Source organism: Paraglaciecola aquimarina, assembly GCF_032464635.1.
GTDB lineage: Bacteria > Pseudomonadota > Gammaproteobacteria > Enterobacterales > Alteromonadaceae > Paraglaciecola > Paraglaciecola aquimarina.
Genome location: NZ_JAWDIO010000002.1, coordinates 4,615,363 through 4,636,651, shown reverse-complemented (window position 1 = coordinate 4,636,651; position 21,289 = coordinate 4,615,363). Strand labels below are relative to the sequence as shown.

General features: G+C 37.3%; 18 protein-coding genes and 4 pseudogenes. 8 read left to right on the top strand and 14 right to left on the bottom strand.

Annotation, left to right across the window (positions count from 1 at the left end; translation table 11 throughout):
• The first annotated feature begins 209 nt into the window (after window positions 1-209).
• Complete coding sequence (locus RS130_RS23000; protein WP_316027865.1) at window positions 210-1,058, top strand: hypothetical protein; 849 nt, start codon at window positions 210-212, stop codon at window positions 1,056-1,058.
• A gap of 227 nt (window positions 1,059-1,285) precedes the next feature.
• Here the strand turns inward: RS130_RS23000 and RS130_RS22995 are convergent, their stop codons facing one another.
• The 9 genes and pseudogenes from RS130_RS22995 to RS130_RS22960 form a co-directional block, all read right to left on the bottom strand.
• Window positions 1,286-2,365, bottom strand: coding sequence for a hypothetical protein (locus tag RS130_RS22995; protein ID WP_316027864.1), 1,080 nt, complete (start codon window positions 2,363-2,365; stop codon window positions 1,286-1,288).
• A 65-nt stretch (window positions 2,366-2,430) separates the two neighbouring features.
• Entirely contained in the window at window positions 2,431-3,903 is a 1,473-nt protein-coding gene (locus tag RS130_RS22990; RefSeq protein ID WP_316027863.1) for an oligosaccharide flippase family protein, read from the bottom strand.
• Window positions 3,904-3,981: 78 nt separating this feature from the next.
• A pseudogene (locus RS130_RS22985) lies at window positions 3,982-4,739 on the bottom strand (rhamnan synthesis F family protein).
• Window positions 4,740-5,400: 661 nt separating this feature from the next.
• Window positions 5,401-6,039, bottom strand: coding sequence for a glycosyltransferase family A protein (locus tag RS130_RS22980; RefSeq protein ID WP_316027862.1), 639 nt, complete (start codon window positions 6,037-6,039; stop codon window positions 5,401-5,403).
• Complete coding sequence (locus RS130_RS22975; RefSeq protein ID WP_316027861.1) at window positions 6,036-7,151, bottom strand: DegT/DnrJ/EryC1/StrS family aminotransferase; 1,116 nt, start codon at window positions 7,149-7,151, stop codon at window positions 6,036-6,038. Before RS130_RS22975 ends, RS130_RS22980 begins: the two co-directional genes overlap by 4 nt.
• A 41-nt stretch (window positions 7,152-7,192) precedes the next feature.
• Window positions 7,193-7,324, bottom strand: a pseudogene (locus RS130_RS24035) (DapH/DapD/GlmU-related protein); the annotation flags it as partial.
• A gap of 69 nt (window positions 7,325-7,393) precedes the next feature.
• Window positions 7,394-7,621, bottom strand: a pseudogene (locus RS130_RS24030) (LbetaH domain-containing protein); the annotation flags it as partial.
• Window positions 7,618-8,028: a sugar 3,4-ketoisomerase gene (locus RS130_RS22965; RefSeq protein ID WP_316027859.1), complete on the bottom strand. Its 411-nt coding sequence runs from the start codon at window positions 8,026-8,028 to the stop codon at window positions 7,618-7,620. The pseudogene RS130_RS24030 and the gene RS130_RS22965, both read right to left, overlap by 4 nt.
• 192 nt (window positions 8,029-8,220) lie before the next feature.
• Window positions 8,221-8,907: a glycosyltransferase family protein gene (locus tag RS130_RS22960; protein ID WP_316027858.1), complete on the bottom strand. Its 687-nt coding sequence runs from the start codon at window positions 8,905-8,907 to the stop codon at window positions 8,221-8,223.
• 479 nt (window positions 8,908-9,386) lie between these two features.
• Between RS130_RS22960 and RS130_RS22955 the strand changes: the two genes are divergently transcribed.
• The 6 genes from RS130_RS22955 (at window position 9,387) to RS130_RS22930 (ending at window position 13,524) form a co-directional block, all read left to right on the top strand.
• Entirely contained in the window at window positions 9,387-10,040 is a 654-nt protein-coding gene (locus tag RS130_RS22955; RefSeq protein WP_316027857.1) for an acyltransferase family protein, read from the top strand.
• A 26-nt stretch (window positions 10,041-10,066) separates the two neighbouring features.
• Window positions 10,067-10,450: an acyltransferase family protein gene (locus tag RS130_RS22950; protein WP_316027856.1), complete on the top strand. Its 384-nt coding sequence runs from the start codon at window positions 10,067-10,069 to the stop codon at window positions 10,448-10,450.
• A 33-nt stretch (window positions 10,451-10,483) separates the two neighbouring features.
• Window positions 10,484-11,014: an asparagine synthetase B family protein gene (locus tag RS130_RS22945; RefSeq protein WP_316027855.1), complete on the top strand. Its 531-nt coding sequence runs from the start codon at window positions 10,484-10,486 to the stop codon at window positions 11,012-11,014.
• Between the two features lie 98 nt (window positions 11,015-11,112).
• Complete coding sequence (gene asnB / locus RS130_RS22940) at window positions 11,113-12,378, top strand: asparagine synthase (glutamine-hydrolyzing) (protein ID WP_316028132.1); 1,266 nt, start codon at window positions 11,113-11,115, stop codon at window positions 12,376-12,378.
• The gene (locus tag RS130_RS22935; RefSeq protein ID WP_316027854.1) at window positions 12,378-12,671 is read left to right on the top strand and encodes a glycosyltransferase family protein; all 294 of its coding nucleotides are present in this window, start codon (window positions 12,378-12,380) and stop codon (window positions 12,669-12,671) included. Before asnB ends, RS130_RS22935 begins: the two co-directional genes overlap by 1 nt.
• Window positions 12,646-13,524 carry a glycosyltransferase gene (locus RS130_RS22930; RefSeq protein ID WP_316027853.1) on the top strand — a complete coding sequence of 293 codons (879 nt, stop codon included), beginning with the start codon at window positions 12,646-12,648 and terminating at the stop codon, window positions 13,522-13,524. Before RS130_RS22935 ends, RS130_RS22930 begins: the two co-directional genes overlap by 26 nt.
• Window positions 13,525-13,576: 52 nt before the next feature.
• Here the strand turns inward: RS130_RS22930 and RS130_RS22925 are convergent, their stop codons facing one another.
• The 5 genes and pseudogenes from RS130_RS22925 to RS130_RS22905 form a co-directional block, all read right to left on the bottom strand.
• Entirely contained in the window at window positions 13,577-14,746 is a 1,170-nt protein-coding gene (locus RS130_RS22925) for a hypothetical protein (RefSeq protein ID WP_428982835.1), read from the bottom strand.
• A gap of 325 nt (window positions 14,747-15,071) precedes the next feature.
• Window positions 15,072-15,443 (bottom strand): EamA family transporter, encoded by a 372-nt coding sequence (locus tag RS130_RS22920; RefSeq protein ID WP_316027852.1) that lies wholly within the window; start codon window positions 15,441-15,443, stop codon window positions 15,072-15,074.
• A pseudogene (locus RS130_RS22915) lies at window positions 15,440-16,615 on the bottom strand (UbiA family prenyltransferase); the annotation flags it as partial. The gene RS130_RS22920 and the pseudogene RS130_RS22915, both read right to left, overlap by 4 nt.
• 295 nt (window positions 16,616-16,910) lie before the next feature.
• Window positions 16,911-19,331, bottom strand: a complete 2,421-nt coding sequence (locus RS130_RS22910) for a putative Ig domain-containing protein (RefSeq protein WP_316027851.1) — start codon at window positions 19,329-19,331, stop codon at window positions 16,911-16,913.
• Window positions 19,332-19,344: 13 nt separating this feature from the next.
• Window positions 19,345-19,908 (bottom strand): hypothetical protein, encoded by a 564-nt coding sequence (locus tag RS130_RS22905; protein WP_316027850.1) that lies wholly within the window; start codon window positions 19,906-19,908, stop codon window positions 19,345-19,347.
• 317 nt (window positions 19,909-20,225) lie between these two features.
• On the opposite strand from RS130_RS22905, the gene RS130_RS22900 reads away from it, so the two are divergent.
• The gene (locus RS130_RS22900; protein WP_316027849.1) at window positions 20,226-20,984 is read left to right on the top strand and encodes a hypothetical protein; all 759 of its coding nucleotides are present in this window, start codon (window positions 20,226-20,228) and stop codon (window positions 20,982-20,984) included.
• Window positions 20,985-21,289: the final 305 nt, after the last annotated feature.

Sequence of the window (21,289 nt, the reverse complement as noted above, 5' to 3'; positions counted from 1 at the left end):
AGTTTGGCGTATTATGACTTGTTGTATGCACTCATTGCCGTTGCCGTGTGTTTAAAACGAATTGATGTCGAATCTAAGCGTTCAAAAAGACTGAATGTTAACTTTGCGAATTAAATTGAATACTATGAATACTTTATTAAAAAATATCGAGCAAATACCAAAAAAGAAAATTTGATTTAGTTGCTGCTAAAGTTAGGCATACACCGCCAGTGCAATTTGAAAAAAACAAAGAGGTAGTGATAGTTTCTCAAGTCTATCATGCCGCTGTAGATATGACATTACTGGCTTTAAAAAGCTTTTTGCAACAGTTTGGTCAGGGGTTTGTTGAGTTACTAGACGATGGCAGTTTGACTGCTGAAGATTATGCCCTGTTAAAAAAACATATTCCCCATTTGAATATCACTCATATAAAAGATATCGATGTGGGGCTTTGCCCTGCCGGTGCTTGCTGGGAACGTTTAGTTCATATTTTGCATCTGAGTCAAGACGCCTACGTAATTCAGGTAGATACTGATACGTTAACAATTGGGCCTGTTGCAGAAGTATTTGATCATGTTAGCCGTAATCAGGCATTTACAATTGGCAGCCCTGCTTGGCCTGAGCCTGTTAATACTGAGTATTTACGATTAGTCATGAACGCTCATAATGGTAAACATGTTCAAGTGTCAGCCGAACGACATTTACATAGTGCTAGCTCAATTGATATTTCTCAATATTGTAGGGGATGTGCGGCTTTCACTGGATTTCCAAAAGGTACTTTATCTTTTGAGCTTTTACAGGCTTTTTCCGTTGAAATGGAACAAAAGCTCGGAAAACAAAAGTGGCATGAGTGGGGGTCAGAACAGTTTGCATCAAATGTCATGATTTCAGTATGCGAAGATCCAAAAATTTTACGCTGGCCACAGTATCAAAACTATGGATTTCCTAAACTCAATGCCAACCAAACCGTGTTAGATTTTGATAGTAAAGTGTCAGTCTTACATTTCATTGGTAGCAATCGTTTTATTGATAATACATATTCAGAGTTGGCAAAGAGGTTTGTAAATACGCTCAATTAGCCGCTACAGCGATTTCAATTGCCAGGGTATGTAAGACGATCATATAAATGATTTATCTCTGGAATACGTGCTCAGGGTGAACTAGGTTCGAACTTTTATGATGCATACCCACGGAGATGTAGGACTGCCCCAGAGGTTGGAGTGTAGTTTGCCCGTTTGTTTTATTTACCCTCTTACAGCCCATCAGCCTTATATGATGAGCCATGTGTTGCGCACTGTAACCTTAGTTACTTCTTAAATTTGTTGTACAACTTTTTCTCAATTTTTCGCCACAGCTTTTGGTACGAAGGTCTCATCGCGTAAATCTTGTTTTGAACAAATATATTAATTTTAAGCAGTTCCTCATTTGATAGGCCTTTATAATGTGGACGAGGTTGTTGGTAGACTGAGGGGAAATTATTTGTAAATAGTTGTTTTCTGTTTAGAAATTGTTCGGCAAAGGCTGATTCTATTATTGCGTACTTAGCAACCACTTTTTCAATAACTTCATCAGATACACTTTCCTGAGCATTTAAGTCGCCGCCTATAGTGCCCAACAGATATTCAAAATCTGCCTCAACATCCTTAGGGTCTTGCATGCTAGTTGAAATATCATGTAAAAAGCTTCCTAGTATATTTGCAGTTTGAAGAATATTGATCGTATCTAACATTTTTCGAGAGCGATTATTTGGATTTTGCGCATCTATTGATTTTAGCTCTAACGTACTTGGGAGCCCAAAAATGCTCATGAAATCTGATATTAGATCGCCTCCTACAAAGGACGTTTTTTCAAAAGTTCTAATTATGATATTGTCGTTACCAAATAATTCAGCAAGCGTAATAATTTTCTGTAGATCTTTCGTATAGCGGTTTTCTCCTAGCAAAAATTGTTCTAGTGGAAGCGGATATTCTAGGTAGGGTCGATAGGGCTCATGGACTCGGCACATTTCTGACCAAAAGGAGCAGAGGTATTCAAAACTAGGTCTTAGGTAAATAATAAACTTGACTTGATAACCTTTAAATTTCAATTCACTAAACATTTCGATATTTGGCATGAGAAAAAATATCTCTTCCGAAACTAATATATTTTTCGCATCAGTTTTAGCAATAGAATTTAAATATTTTTCCCAGCATTTCGCGCGTGTTGCCCTATCCTTTTGGTTGCTAACCAACAAAAAACCATTGGCGCTGCGATTATTAAGAAGCTCAGGCGTATTTGGATAATATAGCCCAGACTGCTCTAGTGTTTCATTGTTGGCAAGGCAAAATTCTTGCAGTGTTGTGGTCCCTGTCTTGGGTGTTCCCACATGAAAATATAAAGTTTTCATTAAACTCGCCTCAAAGCTAATACAAGCTTAGTAAATATAATTAGTAATCACCGAAACCAGAGAGCCTATTTAAATTTTTGAGTTAAGATTGCTAAACTCTTGTCAATAAACTCATAGGTAAACAAAAAGTAATGGTTGTGATTAGATAGAATGTTGCGCACTAAGAATACTGTTAAAAAATAGACTAATACACCAAGGGAAACATACAGGAGCAACAGTAAATAGGCGGGTAATTGCATATCAAGTAGCTTCAATGATTCTATAGATAAGTAAAAAGGGGCGCTTAGTAAAGAAACAATCGTGAGTAATGTAAATATTGGTAGCACTTTTAATTTATATCTAAATTTTAATAGCGATATGAGTACCAATACAAATAAAAATCCAATCAATACCCTAATCCAGGTCAGGGTGGTTAAATCCGCTACAAAAGGTGCACCTAGCACGACGAACATAACAATAATTGAAAAGATATCGGCAATTGATAATAGTTTTAATTCATCTGCGAAAAACATGACCTGTCGGCATAATGAGTAAATAATAAAGACAGGCATCAATAAAGAAATTGCTTTAAAGATATCAACTGCACTCATCCATTGTTCGCCCATTGCGACATAAACAAAAAACTCGCCAACAGCAAATGTACCCACTATGGATGGAATAATGAAAAATAAAGAAACATATAAATGCTTTAATAAGCCTTCATAAACTTGAGCTAAGTCACCTTTTATTGAAGATATACCTGCTAGCAAAGGCTTAGAAGCGGGACCAATTATATCGCTGTAGGGTAAATGGGAAAATTCTCGAGATATATCATACAAGCCGACCCCTTCGGTCCCAAACTTATTATTCACGATAAAGTTCTCGGCTTTAGAACGGGCAAAACCTGTGAGTGAATTTGCTAGCAGCCACTTTGTTTTACTAAATATATGTTTAAAGCCACTGCATCTAAACTTTGGTCTGTATGAAATATATACGTAGGTTAAAGCAAATGTTATGGCGATACTTAATATCTGGCCAATAATTAATGCCCAATATGATTCATAAATGTAAGCAATATAAACGGTAGGTGGTGCTGAAATAAGTCTTGCCCTGATGCCTACTTTACCTAGCTTGGCGTAATCGAGCTTTTTTTCTAATAATACCATTCCGGGATTGTTTAGTGAGCCTAGCAGTGGTACCAGAGACAATACCCTCAACACGTCTTTTAATTTATCATCTTTCAAAAATTCAGCTAGATAGGGCGCGGAAAAAAATAGTAATAGACCTATACCAAGGTTGATTAATATTTGTAACGTCCATGCACTATTCACTTCATCGTCAGTAATATGTTGCTCTTTGATGATATATTGTCTTATCCCTAATTCACTGAATGACATGAAAAAAAACATAACCATGGTGGCTAATGCGGCTATGCCGAAGTCTTCTGGGCTTAGTACTCTAATGAGTATCAAAGTACTAATCATGCCAACAAATCTATTGAGCCATGAAATAGCTAATACCCAAATCGAACTTTTTAATACTTGATTACTTAAACTCACTGTTCTTTTCCATCTTTAAACTGTCAGCAAAAACACTGAGTTAGGTATTCTTTCAATTCCTGAAACAAAGATCGCTGATCAAGTCTGTTCTTTTTCTGTTTCAACTCTATAGTTAGAAAATGCTGCTATTGTGTTGAATAGCCTCTCAAAGCCATGCATGATCGTACCATCTGTTTGTTTCATTTCATTTGGAAACATATTTATATCGAGCTCTAACTTTTTAAGTTGACTCAAGGCTGAAGGCCTAAACCAGAACATTGTACCTGCAAAATAATTATAAGAAAAAGTCGATTCAGGTATTTTTAGTTCTTCCATGATTATTTTTAAGAATCGATTGTTCAGCCGCTCCTTTTCTACCACTTCTTTGGGAATTAAATACTGTTCTGGGCCAAGCACCCCCAATTGCGGTTTATCTTTAAAGGCTTGAGTAATTCTGTGTATGTTGTCTGACGTGCCTAGCAAAGCGTTTAACGTATTCTCCATCCACTCATTGCCGATTGAGGTGTGTAAGCTTTTTTAGTGTGCAACTTGCAAACAGCGTCATAATTGTCAAAGACGCCAGCCGTTAAAAGCCGTAAAAATGGGTAAACGTCCCGACCTATATTTTCGGTCTGAAAGAATCGGATGTTGCTACGAGAATTGGCTATGTGAACCAGTGCCTTCACGCAAGTAAAGTTTGGCACAGTGATGAGAATATCCACTTCTTCTCTTACTTTATTAATGTGCGGTAAAATACTAGCCCATAAATCTGGATAGTAAAGGTGAATGTAAATCGCCTGTTTATTGCTCGATTGTTGCTGGCGGGCAAGATCAGAAAATTGTAATTTACTTGCCATAAAGGTCGCTAATTCTTCGAATTCAATCTCTTCGAGCGAGCAGGGAAAGTTAGCTTGTTGTAATTCACTTAGGTATTCACGATCAATTAAGTGATGATTTGCTAGGACTGAAATATCCTCTATATCTTCTGCCTGATGAATTGTCCAAGGTGGCAAATCAAGACTTGTGTGTGCTGTAAAATATAATCCTGAACTTATACTCTTACTTTCTACATTTAACAAGCTATGATGCCGTTGCAAGCCCACCCTTACTAGTCTGGATAAATAGAATAGTTCTATTCGCAGGTAACATCTAATCGCTTCCATTCTGGACTTTTTCTTGGATGCAAAATATTTATAATTTTGTATTGAAATTCGCAGCCAAATTGAAAGCATTACTGAATTACCTTAATTTTATGAAAACGTAAAAATAACGAATAGGAGTTAATTGGCTGACGCTGTTAGTCGGCGGAAATAATATTTAATGTCTGGCCAATACGTATGCTTAAACCACAGAAAAATCAATCCTTTTTGCAAACAGTAGCCAAACTCGTTGATAAGGGTTTTTCTTTGGATTTGATACATTTTGGTATGATTCTTAATTGTATTCGAATCATGCCAACGATAGTTAAATAGTGGAGTGTCAATAAATTTAAGTTTTTTCTTTTCGACATTTGTAACATCAAGTAAAGGTCTTCCATTGGGGAGCTCTGAGAGTATCCACCAAATTCATCCACCACTTTTTTTCTAACAAATATCCATTCGGTATGTGATTGTCGGCAATAAGATTGTTATATAAACCAAACTGCTCTGATAGAAAATCAATATTGGGTCTTTTCTTCCGTAAGTACTCATCAAAAGTAAGGTAAGTTGCTTCGCTTTTGTCGTAAACAATATTCTGGTCTTTATCCCAATAGCACTGTGTATTGTCACTGTCGATGAGTTTATTGCCCCCAACTGCGAGTCCATAGTCTGCATTTTGCGATAGAAATTCATGCAGGATTTGTAGCGCGGTTGTTTCAGCAATATCGTCTGATGCAATGATGTATAAGTACTTTCCTTGTGCCATGTTGATACCCACATTTAGGGTTTTGATTATCCCTTCGTTTTTCTTGTCAATATGGGTGAAGTGGGTAAAACGTTCTGTGCATTTGTCTGCAATGTCTTTAATCATCTCATTAGACTTATCACGAGAGCCATCGTTAATGACAATGAGTTCGATATTGCTATAAGTCTGCTGAATAATGCTATTTATAGTGTGCTGAACATAATTTTCATGATTGTAAACTGGAATAATGACAGTAATTAGATCTTTTTTCATAATGTTGCTGGCGCTTGAAAGTGATTAACAATATCTACTATTTTAGCTACTTCATGTAACTCTAATACCGGTGAAATAGGCAGTGACATGACATTTTCGTGAATAAATTCAGTGATAGGGAATGAGCCATTAAAGGTGTTTTTATATGCATCTTGCTGATGAGGTGGAATAGGGTAATGGATCGAAGATTGTACGCCATTGTCTAATAAATACTGTTGCAGTTGTTGTCTGTTTTTACAACGAATCACAAATAAATGCCATACATGAGACGTCTGATTTTCAACTATAGGTAATACAATCTGTTGGTTTGTAATGTTGGCTAAATAGTAATTAGCAACTTCTCTACGGGCCTTAATTTCATCGTCTAAATATTTGAGTTTGACCTTTAAAAATGCGGCTTGTATCTCATCTAATCGGCTATTTAGTCCTTTATACTTATTGACGTACTTTTCTTTTGAACCATAGTTTCTTAGTGCTCTTATGGTGTCATCAAGAGCAGGGTCTGAGGTGATCACTGCGCCTCCATCGCCCAAGGCCCCTAAATTTTTGCCAGGATAAAAGCTAAAACCAGCTGCATCGGCCAAAGATCCTACTTTGGTGCCTTTGTACAACGCACCGTGTGCTTGGGCGCAATCTTCAACTACTTTTAAAGTGTGTTTCTGCGCTATCGCATTTATCTCGCTCATATGGTTCACTTGTCCGTACAAATGAACGGTTAAGATAGCCTTAGTTTTCTTTGTTATAGCGGCTTCAATAAGGGCTGGATCTAAATTATAAGTGTCAAGGTTAGGTTCTACTAAAACAGGGACTAAGCCATTTTCTGATATGGCTAAAATTGACGCTATATAAGTATTAGCAGGTACTATGACTTCGTCACCTGTTTGCATGATACCTAGCTCTTTGTAAGCCCTAAAGATTAAATTAAGTGCGTCCAAGCCGTTTGCTACGCCTATGCAATATGTTGTATTGCAGTATGTGGCAAATGCTTTTTCAAAAGACTGAACTTCATCGCCTAGAAGGTACCACCCTGAATCAATTACTCGGTTAGCGGCTTCTTTAAGTTCGTTAGCATACTGTTGATTAATTTTTTTTAAATCTAAAAAGGGGATCATTTTGTATCTCTACTTGAAATATGTTCTTAAATCTATCTTGCGGGATTACCTTTTACTACCGTGTTTGCCAAAACATCTTTCGTGACAACTGAGCCAGCTCCAACCACGGCGTTTTCACCTATTGAAACACCCGGTAAAATGGTCGCATTTCCGCCAATTGAGGCACCTTTCATAACTCTTGTTTTTTCTAATAGAAAGTTTTTATTTTTAGACTTTGGATTCCTATCGTTGGTGAAGGTTACATTTGGACCAATAAACACATTGTCTTCGATGTGCACGCCATCCCACACAAACACACCATTTTTTATAGTGACATTATTGCCGATAATAGCGCCATTCTCTATGAAGCAGTGTGAGCATACATTGCAATCGTTGCCTATAATTGCTCCCGCAGCAACCACACTAAACTGCCAAATGTTTGTATTTTCACCAACGGATTCACTTTTCACATCGGACAAAGGATGGATCATGATTTAGCCATCTCCAAGAATTTGTCATAACTGCGAATATAATCTGCTTCATCGTAATGGGAGTTTGCTAAAACAAGTAAGGTGCAATCTTCTGAAAAATCGTGCATTTCTCGCCAAACAAAAGAGTCTATAAATAGGCCTTCATCAGGATTGGTTAACTTAACTGATTTGCGTTCTTTGCCATCATCCAAAATGATGGTGCAAGAACCATTCACGGCGATGAGGATTTGTTTTAATTTTTTATGGGCGTGAAAGCCCCTGGCTACATCGGTTTTGGTATCATACAAATAGTAGATTCGTTTTACGTCGAATGGAATTTCTTTACCATGCTCAATTGCCACTAATGAACCACGTTCGTCGCCGTGGCTTTGAAATTTTATTAGTTGCATATCCATTGTGTTATACATAATCTACCTTGCTTCTCATTATGTGTATGTTGATCTTTCTAATTTTATTGGGTTTTTAGCACGTCTGTAAACGAATCAATTTCACTTTCTACAAGTATGTCCTGTTTATATGACTCTAACATTTTATCTTTATTTTTCATGACAAAATGAGCGCAACTAAATTTCCATTGCAGCCAATTGCTAAGTCCGCCGCTATTTTGTATTTCTTGAGGAAAAACCATAAACCACGTTAGCCATGGTATTTAAGCCTAATTTTTTAGCAAAATGATAAGCAGCAATGTCTTCTACCACTATATCTATTTCTTTTGTTAGCTTGTCCATGGTTTGTTGTTCGATCAAATCGTTTATTTTTTTGATAGCCGTAGACTTGAAAAAATAACATCCACCTTGCGAATATTTGAAATCAACAAAGTGTCCATCTCCGATTAAATCTGCGTTAGAGCGTTCGATCATTTGAAAGATTCGGTCGTTAAAAAAGAACACGTCAGAATCAATACGAGCCACTATATCGTTTTCGCCAGCATTTTTTGCAGCATAGTCGTACGCTTTCCAAATGTTGGAAATTTGTTCCGCTCCCCATCCCATGCTTTTAGGCCAAAGAATCAGTTCTGCTCCGGGAATTAAATCTTGAATAGTTGAAAACTGGGCATCTGAAATTGGCATTTCTGCATCATTAAAAATGTAAACTTTAAACTCTATATCCGTCAGGTGTTTTTTCATGCTATGCAGCGCACAGTACAAATAAGGAAAATAAGAATGACAGCTGAAATAGCACAAATGAAATACACGTTTGCCACGGGGAGTAGAAGATAAGATACGTTTTCTTTTATATAACTCTTTTAGAAAATTAGGGAACTGCTTAATTCTAATGGGTAACATCGTAAACCTTGTCGTTAAAAGCTAAAAAGTGTTATTTAATACTCATACTAATATGAGTTAAATAACGTTGTTAAATTAAAAACTGGGTTTTTAATTTATTTTCACACTTTTTGCTATTGTGATTCCTTTTCTTTTTATCAGCAATTGAGTCTTACATTTAATGCTCATATTTTGAGTGCATAGAGTAAAGTGCTCATTCAAAATAACAAGCTTTTTTATCATCGCTTAGAACTCACAACTGTTGCGCCATAATGCGTTGTGGCTAAACAAAAGTCTAGTTTTTCAATATATTGTGTGTAAACTTTAACAAAGTTATGAGTATACAGATGTAGGCTTTTAAGTTGCATAACTCAAAAGGGATATAGATACTTTATTTGTTAAGTAAAGTACTGCGATTATCACAAATTAACGTAGACCACTGAGTTTTTAGTTTTTTCGGCTACTAATAAACAGTAATTTGTTGATCAATAGGACATAAAGTGAGCCAGTCTCAAACAATTTTATCGTTAACTAGTATTAGAAGCTTTGCTGCTTTATTTGTCGTTTGGTATCACGTGGCGGTTAGCTTTACAGCCTATGATTTTACGTTTTTTAACTTATTCTTGAATGGATCGTTAAGTGTCGATCTGTTTTTTGTCCTAAGTGGTTTTATTCTTCACCATGTCTATAAAGACAAGAACATCCATAAATCTTACAGAAAGTTTGTTTTTACTCGGCTTGCTAGAATATATCCCTTGCACTTAGTGACCTTGCTCACATTGCTTTTTATCACCCTTGTATTGGATGATTTTTCTGACAGGTATAATCCAGAATATTATACTGGACTATCTTTTTTCTTAAACTTACTCCTTGTGCAAAATTGGGGATTTATCCCGCCGTCTTGGAATATGGTGTCTTGGTCGATCAGCGCTGAGTGGTTTATGTATTTGTTATTTCCATTTATGGTTTGTGGGGTCAGTCGTTTTAAATTAGCTAAGACCCAAAAAGTCTATCCGTTCATTACTTTATTTGTTTTAGCAAGCCATTACTTAGCTATTTATACGCTGCAATTAGACGGCTATGGTGGTATGTCAATCGGCGGGATGATTCAAGTGTTTTTTGAGTTCTCCCTAGGTTTTTTCTTTATGGAATAAGGGCTAATATTGCACAAAGTAAAAAAGTGATAGCCTCTTCTTCTTTTACACTTGCGCTTGTTTTTCTAACCATACTCGCACTGTTAGCTAAAGAACTATATTATGTGTTTTTGCCTATATCAGCGCTATTACTACTTAACCTGAGTATTGCTGATAACGCTGTCAGCCGTATGTTTGAAAAAGATTATTTTGTATGGTTAGGAAATATTTCTTATTCACTGTACCTGTGGCATTGGATTATTATTCAACTGGCGAATTACACTCTATTTAAAGATTGGTTCGTTATTACTAACACCACTGATTTACTAATATATTTCTTTATAGTGACAATCGGTTCGTTAGTTATTTCTCATTATTCATATTTGTATATTGAGAAAGCCGGACAAAATCTAGTTAGAAAATGGATGTGAAAATATACTTAAATTATTTATGAGTGACGTTAAATGTGTGGCATTTTAGGAATTAAAAGTACAGTTAGCGCTGTAAATAGAGAAAAACTGTCAACGATGCGGGATACTATGCCGTATCGCGGGCCAGATAGTCAGGGATTGTGGTTTGATGATGAAGCTAAGATTGGTTTAGCTCACCTAAGACTAAGTATTTTAGATCCTACTCCAGCGGGTCATCAGCCTAGAGTTGAGGCATCACATAATTGTGTCATTTCATACAATGGTGAAGTCTATAATTACCTTGAAATTCGTTCGGTTTTAGAAACCAAAGGTTATTCCTTTGAAACAGGTGCTGATACTGAGGTCGTGCTTAAAGCCTACCTTGAATATGGGGTGGATTGTCTACAACATTTTAATGGAATGTTTGCCATCGCTATCTGGGATGGTAATAAAAAAGAACTGTTCTTGGCTCGTGACCGTCTGGGCATTAAACCTGTTTATTACATGCACAATGAGAATGAGTTTATATTTGCTTCAGAGACTAAGGCAATTCTCAAAGGCTTGGATGCTAAGCCTGAAGCTTAATGTTCAGTTAATCGATAGTTACATGAGCTTTGGCTATATTCCGGGTGAAAACACCTTGCATCAAGGTATAAAACGTTTGATGCCTAGGGCACTATGCGATACTCAAGTGTAATGGGCAGGACAAACCTACACTCACGATTTCTGAGTATTGGGATCTAAAATTTGATAATCAAAATGACAAAGGTTTTGATTATTATGTAGATGAAAGTAAGAAATTATTAGAAAACTCAATTGACCTGAGGCTAAGAAGTGACGTGCCACTTGGAATATTTTTAAGTGGCGGTATAGATTCTAGTGCTGTAGTGGGCCTACTGGCTGAAAGAGTCAAAGAGCCTTTAAAAACATTTTCAATTGGCTATGATTTTGGCAAAGGGTTTGATGAAACGCCGTACGCGCAGATTATTGCTGATAAATTTAAAACCGACCATCATGAAATTAAAATTACTCCCAAACAGTTTAAAGAATTCATCCCCGAATATATCGCCTTGATGGACGAACCTGTTACCGAAGCTGCTGCTATTTCATTGTTTTTTGTGGCTAAATTGGCTAAAGAAAAAGTAACGGTTGCTTTGTCTGGTGAAGGTTCAGATGAAATTTTTGCAGGCTATGACCTCTATCAATACATGAGCGTTTTAGAAAAATACAGGAATGTAGTCGGTCAACGAGGTACCAATTTTTTTGCTGGCGTAGCAAATAAAACCTTAGGGAAGAGCCATAAAGTATCTAAGTATTTAACTATGGCTACGCAACCTATTGAAAAACGTTATAAAGGCATGTCGACTTATCCAGATGCACAAAAGGAGGCGTTATATAAACCTGAGTTTAAAGCGCTTATGGAACAACAAGAGCAAGTAAGTAGCCGTCAGTTTTCTAAGCAATTATTCGACAAAATGGCAGGGCAGGATCAGTTGAATAAAATGCTCTACTTCGATACTAAAACTTGGTTAGTCGATGACCTACTGATTAAAGCTGATCGCATGAGTATGGCAGCTTCCTTAGAGCTACGGGTGCCATTCTTAGATTATCGTTTAGTTGAATTTGCCGCCACTATTCCCAGCCATCACAAAATCAAAAAAGGTGAAGGTAAGTACCCGTTGAAAAAAATGATGGAAGGGATTTTACCTAATGACATTATTTACCGTAAGAAAATGGGTTTTCCAACCCCACTGAAACTCATGTTTCAAAATGAATTACGGGATTATGCTGAAACCTTATTGTTGTCAGAAGAAACTAAATTACATCAGTTTTTTAGAAAAGATCGAATTGAGCAGCTCATTCAAGAACATAACGCTGATAAATATGATCATCATAAAACCCTATGGCAGTTGGTAGTATTAGAAGAATGGTTGAGAAAGAACAGCTGATGGTAAAAAAACGCATTTTGGCAATTAGTTATTTATTTCCTAATTGCAATCAGCCCAACCATGGCGTTTTTGTTTTAAATCGGTTAAAAGCGATGAGTCGCTATGCAGATATTACGGTTATTAATCCTATTCCTAATTCTCCCCTTCATGGTTTTATTGGCAAGTTTGCTGTGCTCAAAGATATCCCCGAGAAAGAGGAATTAGGTGGCTTGTCGGTGCATCACCCTAGATTTTTGTCTATTACCTGGCTTTGCCAAGTCCATCGAAGTGCACACTTACAAAAGAGCCGTTGAGGGAGTATTAGCAAAAATAGGAACTGAGTTCGACTTAGTGGATTTACATTGGACTTTTCCTGATTTACCCACAGGTTATCATTTACAGCAAAAATACCAGCTCCCATTTAATATTACCCTAAGGGGAATGGAAGCTTTTCATTTCCAAGATAATGATATTCGTCAAAAGATAGTGGCTAAGTACCTTCGAGAGGCTGGTCATATTATTTCACTTAGTGAAGAAATGGCGTTTACTGCCAATAAAATTGCTGATACGGGGGCTAGAACCAGTGTCATTAGAAATGGAGTAGACACTGATAAGTTCTTTTACCAAGATAAGGCAGGCTGTAGAACAAAGCTAAAACTGGCGCAAGATCAAAAAATTATTTTGGGGGTTGGTGCCTTAATCAAGCGCAAAGGATTTGATTTGGTTATTGCTGCTTTGGCTAGATTAGTTAAGCAAGCACAATTTCATAATCTTGTTTTTTATATTTTAGGCTCTGAAGGTGCAGAAGGTGATTTTCGAACCGAACTTAAAGCCAATGTAAATCGACATGGGTTAGAAAACCACGTTGTATTTCAAGGTGCCGTGCTCAATCAAGACTTAGTCACTTGGTACAACGCGGTGGACGTATTTTGTTTGTCTAGTCGCGGCGAAGGCAGCCCTAACGTATTAACCGAAGCTTTGGCATGTGGTACGCCGGCTGTGGCATCTAAAGTCGGTAGTGTGCCAGAAATAATGGCTAGTGAAGATAATCTAGGTATCGCTTTTGAAAATGAAAATACTCAAGAACTTGAAGCAGCACTAGAACAATTATTAACGCAAGAAATTAACCGTCAAGTAAACGCACAGAATTTTAGTAAATACACCTAGGATTGGTGTGCAACTAAAGTTATGGACGTTATCAATTAATGGGCAAGGGTTTTTAAGGTATTTTATAAACTTCATACCAACCAAAAGAGGCGACTTTGGCATATTGAACATTTAAGTCACCTATTTTATGGTTATCATCAATCACGTAAATTTCGTCAACTTGCTGGCTTCTACACTTATCTGTCCAACCAGACGATATTATCAACTTCTCATCCTCATAGTAATTTCTATCTGGATCAAGTGAAAAGTACTCAACTGCTACAGCAGGTACTTTCGATATTAGTTGTTCCCATCGTTCTGATTTCGGCGGTTGAATAAGTAACGGGTTTCCCCAGTCAACTGCAGCGTTGTAGCGCAAAAGTGACCAAAACGCGTTTAGATGATTTGTTGATACAATGCAAGTTTTGGAATTGTTGGCGCTTACGCTTTTTAAATAAAAGGATAAATCTGAGAAGCTGCTGTCATTCTTGACTGCGGATTGTAAATAGGCTGGCAAGTGACCAGTAGATATTAGCGCGACGCTCAAAAATAAAACAATTCTATATTTTTTAAATGTGTTGTAAAGGTATGCTAAGGCTAAAGATTGAGCCACGATAATGATAGGCATGGCAAAAATAAAGTTTCTACTCAACCATACAGGCTTGATTGTGTATGACAGCAATATAAATAAAAATATTGGGCAGACCATGTAACAAAAAACAAGTAACCGAGTTTTCTTTAAGGCAAGTAAACTTAAGATTACACATGCTGAAGCAATTAATGAATACCATGAATCGATACTCGGTATACTTATATTCAGCGACGATATTAATTCAATTATATCGTTAAATTTGGGGTGGGTTGCATGTTCAGCCGCTTTGAATAGAGAATTTAAAATGACCGGAATGCTCATTATAAAAACTACTGCATGCAAAAGTGTCCAGTGAGTAAGGTGCTTTTTACGATCATGACTAGTATTTGAAAATAGGCCATAAACATAGTGGAAAAATACAAAGACTATGCCAATGGCGTGACAATAACTTAGTGCTAACTCAAGAATAACCAAAAGCTTTACATTCTTGCCATGCATCCCTTCCATTCTAACTCTTTCAGTAAAATAGAAAATCCATAAAGAAAGTACTGAAATTAACGAATACATTCTTAATTGGTGTGAATAGTGTAGAAGCGTCGGAGAAACAAACATTAAGATGGTAGCAAAAACGGCGGCTTTTGAATTAAACAACTTTGCGACAATGTAATAAGTAGACGTGATAAGCAATGAATGGGTAACGATTGAGTTTGCTTTTAACCATAAGTCACTGTGTCCAAGCAGTGCCCACAAGTCTAGAATTGCATAATATAAAGGGGGTGTATATCAAACCGTAGGGTAAATACGATATTGTCTAAGGGGCTACCTAGTACGGTGGTTGCAGCCCATATTTGGTCTCCAGTAATCGGGGTGGCCCCTAAATAAAAATAGAGAGAAAAAAGTAAACTAACGGAGAGGGCAAAAATAAATAATAATTTAGCAGAATAAGTGTTTTTCATAAGTTCCATATACAAAATATTTAATTGCTAGATATAAGCAGTACACCCGCCACAATTAGCACAGTGCCTACAACTTTTACCGTAGTTAATGGTTCGTTTAAAAACCAGTGGGCGAATAACATCGTGCCAATAAAGCCTAAACCCACAAAAGGGTATGCCTTGCTAACGTCAATTTTGGATAGCACGACTAGCCAAATTCCTGCACTTGATACGTAAGCAATTAAGCCCGCCAAAACAGAGATGTTTGTGAGTGTTGTAAAAACCGTATTAAATAAATCAAGTTTGAAGGATGCCTGCACAATTGGATTTGACATACCGTGTTTTAATAAGATTTGCGCAATAACAGAAAGCGAAATGCTCACTAATATCAATGCGAGTATTAAAGCGCTCATAATACTTGGGCCAATATTGCCGTTAATGCGATAAAGCCAATTGTGATTCGGCTCCCCCTATCTTTTAGTGAAAATACAATCGGGTCATCGTGCATTTCACCACGGTGGGTTTTGATCCACATTCTCATTAACCAGTAACATAAGGCGGGCACAATTAACCATAGCACTGTCGGTTCTTGATATTGGTTTGTCAAAATATTGCTGTTTACATAAAAGCAAAACATTAGGACGGACAGCATGGCAGAGGATATACCTAGATTCATTAGAACACCGTAGTCCATCACATTGTAATCACGGCCTTTTGCATAGATTTTATTTTCTTGTTCGAATAATTTTAGTTCGGCGCACCTTTTAACAAGCGCTAAGCTCAAAAATACAAACATTGAAAACGATAGCAGCCAAAATGAGACGGGAACGTCCAGTATAATAGAGCCTGCAAGGATCCTAATGGTGTATAACGATGCTAAGGTAATAACGTCGATACCAACATATTGTTTAATTTTGAAGGAATAAGCGAGGGTAACGATTAAGTATGTACATAAGACATAAATAAACTCACCCTGTAGCGCGATAGCAATAGCTAGGGCAACACCTAACAACAAGACTGCTACACCGATACCGTTAACAATACTAATTTGGCCAGCAGCTAGGGGGCGAAACTTTTTTCGTTTATGGTTTCTATCGGACGTGAGGTCAAGTAAATCATTAATAATATAAGTTGCCGACGCCAAACAACTAAAGCTAATCAAGCCTAGTACAGACAACGTAATATATTCTAGCTGCATAAAAAGGCCCGAAACTAACAAGGGGACAAAAATGAGAAAGTTCTTTAGCCATTGATGCATTCTCAATTGTTTCACCCAGATCATGATGGACTTGGAAGTATCGTCGAACGTTTTGGTAGGGGGCGTTTTTAGAGATAATTTTTTCGCTTTCTTAGTGGGATTGACTAAGAAACTTTCTTCTGCCTCAGCAAAAAGATAAAAGTCTTCGCTAGAGTTTCCAGCGTAGGAAAATGTATCCGTCATCGATTGTATCTTCTTGAGCTTTTCTCGTCCTTTTAAATTAACCGTAGCGTTACTACTAATGTATGAATCAAAAATCGGATATTTTAAACAAATATCCTTGGCAAATTTTTCAATACTGGCTGTGGCTAGAATTATTTTTCGGCCTGATTTTTTTGTTCGATAAGAAAGTCATAAAATTCACTATTCAATGGTAATGACTCTGAAGGGATCGTGGCTCTTATTGAAAGTTGATGCTTCAAATATGCTCGTCCTCGCCATAACCAAAATGGGAAAAACAAAACTATGAAAGGGTTACTTTTAATTACAACAATTAAACTTTCAAATAGCATATCGGCCTTTATAAAAGTTCCATCTAAATCTACGTACAAATTCTCTTTCTGCACAAGTCACCAAATATCAAAATAATTGTAGTTTAAGGGTATTAATCTCAGGTTTAGCGTTAGTTTACAGTAGAAGGCCTAACACATAAATCACTGTTAGCTAAATTGGCGCTAGCATACTCTATTTTGTCAAGGATCAGTATTTTATGATTGTTATAATTGACACTAATATTTAGCAACTTACTATATCCTTGATTTTCCTCACTTATAACAAAGCTGCTAACTTTCCATTGTTTTGGCTGAATCGCAACAGTGCTCATTGGTTGCCACTTTCCGGTGACGCCTGAGCCTCGTCTATCGGGATCATTTAAACTAATCTGAGGGGTAAAGGTAATGGTATCATTGCTATTGTTAAACCATACACTACGCACAGTATCACCCACCTTAAAGTTCATGCCGACTCCTGTTATACCTTGATAGTCATACCCGCCATTTTGCCCCACCACAATGGTCTTACCTTGATTATAATTAGCGGTATATCGGTCGGATAAAACTTCGTCAAAATCATCTGAGTGAATTAGATCTCTATATCCTTTTCCTGCAGCGAAATCTACTAAGGTTTGACATTGTTCGGCTATCTTGTTCTCCTTTGAATTAACCACAAAATCAAGATTTTTAGTCAATTTCCTATTATCGGCATCGGTCAAAGTAACCTTCAAAGTATATTTTTTAGATAGTAACGGGCTACCCGACAACAAACCGTCTTCACTGATGCTCATGCCAGCAGGAGGAACAGAGTTCAGGGTGAATTTATAGGGAGGAGTTCCTCCTTTTGCAGTAAAGTTTGCAGTGTAATGTTGGTCAACGTCTGCATTCTGTAGAAAAATCGGCGTGAAGGATAGAGGAACGGTAGTCGTTTTTGAGACAGAAGAAAATGGTAAGGAACAGACACTATCTGCTCCAAACAGTTGAGATACATGTTCAATTTTATCTAAAACCAGTGTCTTATGATTGTTGTAATTGACGCTGATGTTAATTACTGGAACCTTGCCAGCTAGTGCCGTATTAACTATAAAATTGCTGACGGCCCATTGCTGTGGTTTAACAGTGGTTTTGGTCATAGAAAACCATTGCCCTTGTGAACCACTTCCTCGTCTATCTGAATCATTGAAACTAATTTGCGGCGTGAAGTTAACTATCTCATCACTACTATTGTACCAAAGCGCTCTAATGATATCTTTTGGGTGTACGTTGATGCCAGTTCCAGTTACCCCTTGATAGTCATACCCTCCGTTATTACCAATCACTATTGTGGTCCCTTGTGCAACGTTTCCTGTGTATTGATCATGGATGGTTTGGCTAAATCCGTCACTCAAAATAAGATCCGAGTAGCCTTTATTCGCACTGAAATCAACTATTGCAGTACAGTGACCAACATCAAAATCTGCTTCTGATTTAATGGCTAAGCTTATGTTTTTAGTTGTTTGTTTATTGCTACCATCGGTCAGTTTTACTTTAAAATTAACGTCTTTTGATGATGTTGGGATGCCAGATAAGACGCCATCGGGCTTTAAGGTCAAACCCGGTGGTAACGGTGTCAGTGCTGTAGCATGGTATGGGGGAATGCCCCCAGAATACTTAATTTGAGCTTCATAAAAATGTCCAGAAACTCCTTCCTTTAGAGAAGTAGATGAGATATCTAAGGGATAATCTACATTGTGAATTTGATAGCTAATGGTCTTAATTAAATCAATGGTTCTAATTTTTCCACTACCTGGTACATCTTGAACTACAAAATCAATGGCTTCTTGGTTAATGCTAGACCTATCTGAAATATCTTTAATGGCAAAGTAGACGGTCGCGTTATCTACTAACAACTTTAGGTGTTTTTGTTGCAATTTTAATGCGGCCCATAGGTTATTGTAGCCAGGACTAGATTTAATAATCTTACCTTCACTGTTGTTATGCTTGCGGTTGAAATTTATGACTTCTAAAGGTGTATAAGCTTGAGCAAAGTTTGCTTGGGTAATCGGCGAAAACGAATATTTAACTAAGTAAGTGGCGCTACATTTGCCACAACGATACTTATCAGATAGCCCTATATCAAATAGACGTTTTTGTTGATTATAGCCGATAGCCAAATTATTTATCGTTTCGTCGTTTTCGAATAAAACTAAGTCTGTTCCTATGTCGTCGATATAAATTGAACTTGGAAACTGGCTTCCGGGGAAAGTGGCGGCAAATGAGACTGTGGTAATGTTATTAAAGTAGCTAACCCCATCGCCAGGGTATTCGTATCCGCCAACTGAAAAAGCGCTATAGGGATTTTTGGACCCTCCATTGTGGTGTTGGGGGTGAGCGTCAAACTGAATCTTAGTCCACCCGCCCATAGGAATGTTAGAAATGTGGTGATAGTAATGCCCACCATTGCTGCGATTGATAAAAGGGTATAGTGAAAAAGTGACATTAGGTCTGTGCAGATTTAGGCCGAGAGAATACGCTTCAATTGAGGCGTCAGGAGCAGGCCATAACACCCACATTGTAAGTCGATTTTTATTCTGGAACTCGGAAAAAGTCGAGGTGGAAGTCGGGCCTTTTAAATACAACCCCGCCCCACTCTGGTTTCATAGGAACACTAGGATTATTGCCATAGTCATTTTCATCAGAGTAATCACTTTTGGAGAAAATAGGTTTACCTAAATGGGATAGTTCACCATCCTGATTGGGGTAGGCGCCACCAGTTAAGGTGACTTTTAACGAACTACCAGAAATGGCGAATGAATTATCTGAATCAATGTAACCGTATCGGGTCCAGCCCATATGGTCATTATTGTAGTAGTTGTAGTATAGATACAGCTTTAGGTTGTCAGCAGAGCACAGCTTTGATGTTTTGTGTCCATTGTATACACCACATGGATTTTTGCCTTTGTCAGCATAATACCAATCGCCAAAACCGTTTTCGATTTTATCATCGATAAAATTGAAATCCATAAACAATGAATTTTTTTCACTTGGCTTAATGGCAGAGTGATTGCTGATGTCCGTACTTCCCTGAGTGAAAGTGGCGAAAAATACAGTAAGGAAAACTACTAAGCAGCTTAATCTTGATCTGTTCATCTTTTTGTCTTAGTCCTAAGTTATCTTACTGTTCACTCACTGAATATTGCTGTCTCTCACAAACAAATTATCATAACAAATAATAGGTTTAGAAGTTATCAGTTATGGGCCATTAGGGCATATTTAATATTGCACAGATATATGCTAAATTTTGATGCTATGGACTATGTGTAGTCAAGCTTAGTGACTAATTGTTAAAGTAAAAGAATTATCAATGTTTCAAAAATAACGGTAATTGAATTGGTGCGCTTACAGTTATTGTTTAACTCGTTGATATTTTGAGTCGGTATTTGTTCATTTTTAAAAGGAAATTATTCTTGAAAGAACGCGATTTAGTTAAAATAAGGGATGATCTACAATCACCTGACAAAGGGTACTTTTTGATCAGAAATTTTTACGGGCAGGATGAGGTGCAACATTATCTCTCTTATTGCCAAACATTTTTGGAAAATGGCCCTGTTATTCATGATCGAATAAATTCCGATACTATTAAAGATTACGTTCATCCTCGGTCACACGATCAGGTAAATCGTACCACCAGAATTTATCAATACCTTCACAATCATCAAAACAGCAGTGTGTCCAGCTTCCTAAAGAAAGCTCTTGATTTCAGAGAGAGCATTGAACAACAGTGGCTATCTGATGACGTTTATAAATCGGAAAAAGAAAAGCTTCAAGATTATGTCATTGTCACCTCTTATCATGGGAATCACGGCATGTTACCTAGACATCGTGATTATTCAGGGCCGACAACGTTGCCATTGATTCAGTTTTGGGTACTACTGACTGAACCGGAAGTGGATTATAAAAATGGCAACATAATTATTCACACTGATAACGGCGAGAGTATTTATTTAGAACGTGATTTTAATCTAAAGTCAGGAGACGCTGTTATATTTAATAAGCGCTTGGAGCATGAAGTAGAGCCGACGCGAGAAGCCGGTGAAGGCGCGCAAGGTCGCTGGACTGTCTTGATTGGTGCTAGGGCAGAGCGAGATACTGCTAGCCAAGTTTTATACAAAAAAGTCAGGCATAGCAACTTAGCACATAGGTTAGCCAGCTGGATAAAAAGGTAGGGCGACGGGCTTAAGTTAACGGCAGAGCAGGTGCATGTTTTTGCTGCGTAAGTAACCTGAATCCAGGATAAGCCAAACCTCTTGATAACGCTCTTTGGTGTCTAGCGGCGTTGGATTGTTTAGCTTAAACGATACTTCTTATCCATAACTCAGGTTAAGCAAGGTATTGCTTGAATGTCGTTAGTTTTTCAACTATTACCGCACTCAAGGGTATTTTACTGTATGAATACCCCATTATTAGCAGTAAAAGCAGTTATTGAAGAGTTCTATTCTCTAGTAAGTTATTTAAAATATTGTCTAGTTCT

Coding starts and splice junctions, on each gene's coding strand:
- RS130_RS22995 (WP_316027864.1), bottom strand. CDS start 2,365: ATGAAAACTTTATATTTTCATGTGGGAACACCCAAGACAGGGACCACA.
- RS130_RS22980 (WP_316027862.1), bottom strand. CDS start 6,039: ATGAAAAAAGATCTAATTACTGTCATTATTCCAGTTTACAATCATGAA.
- RS130_RS22975 (WP_316027861.1), bottom strand. CDS start 7,151: ATGATCCCCTTTTTAGATTTAAAAAAAATTAATCAACAGTATGCTAAC.
- RS130_RS22965 (WP_316027859.1), bottom strand. CDS start 8,028: ATGTATAACACAATGGATATGCAACTAATAAAATTTCAAAGCCACGGC.
- RS130_RS22960 (WP_316027858.1), bottom strand. CDS start 8,907: ATGTTACCCATTAGAATTAAGCAGTTCCCTAATTTTCTAAAAGAGTTA.
- RS130_RS22945 (WP_316027855.1), top strand. CDS start 10,484: ATGTGTGGCATTTTAGGAATTAAAAGTACAGTTAGCGCTGTAAATAGA.
- RS130_RS22935 (WP_316027854.1), top strand. CDS start 12,378: ATGGTAAAAAAACGCATTTTGGCAATTAGTTATTTATTTCCTAATTGC.
- RS130_RS22920 (WP_316027852.1), bottom strand. CDS start 15,443: ATGAGCGCTTTAATACTCGCATTGATATTAGTGAGCATTTCGCTTTCT.
- RS130_RS22910 (WP_316027851.1), bottom strand. CDS start 19,331: ATGTGGGTGTTATGGCCTGCTCCTGACGCCTCAATTGAAGCGTATTCT.
- RS130_RS22905 (WP_316027850.1), bottom strand. CDS start 19,908: ATGAACAGATCAAGATTAAGCTGCTTAGTAGTTTTCCTTACTGTATTT.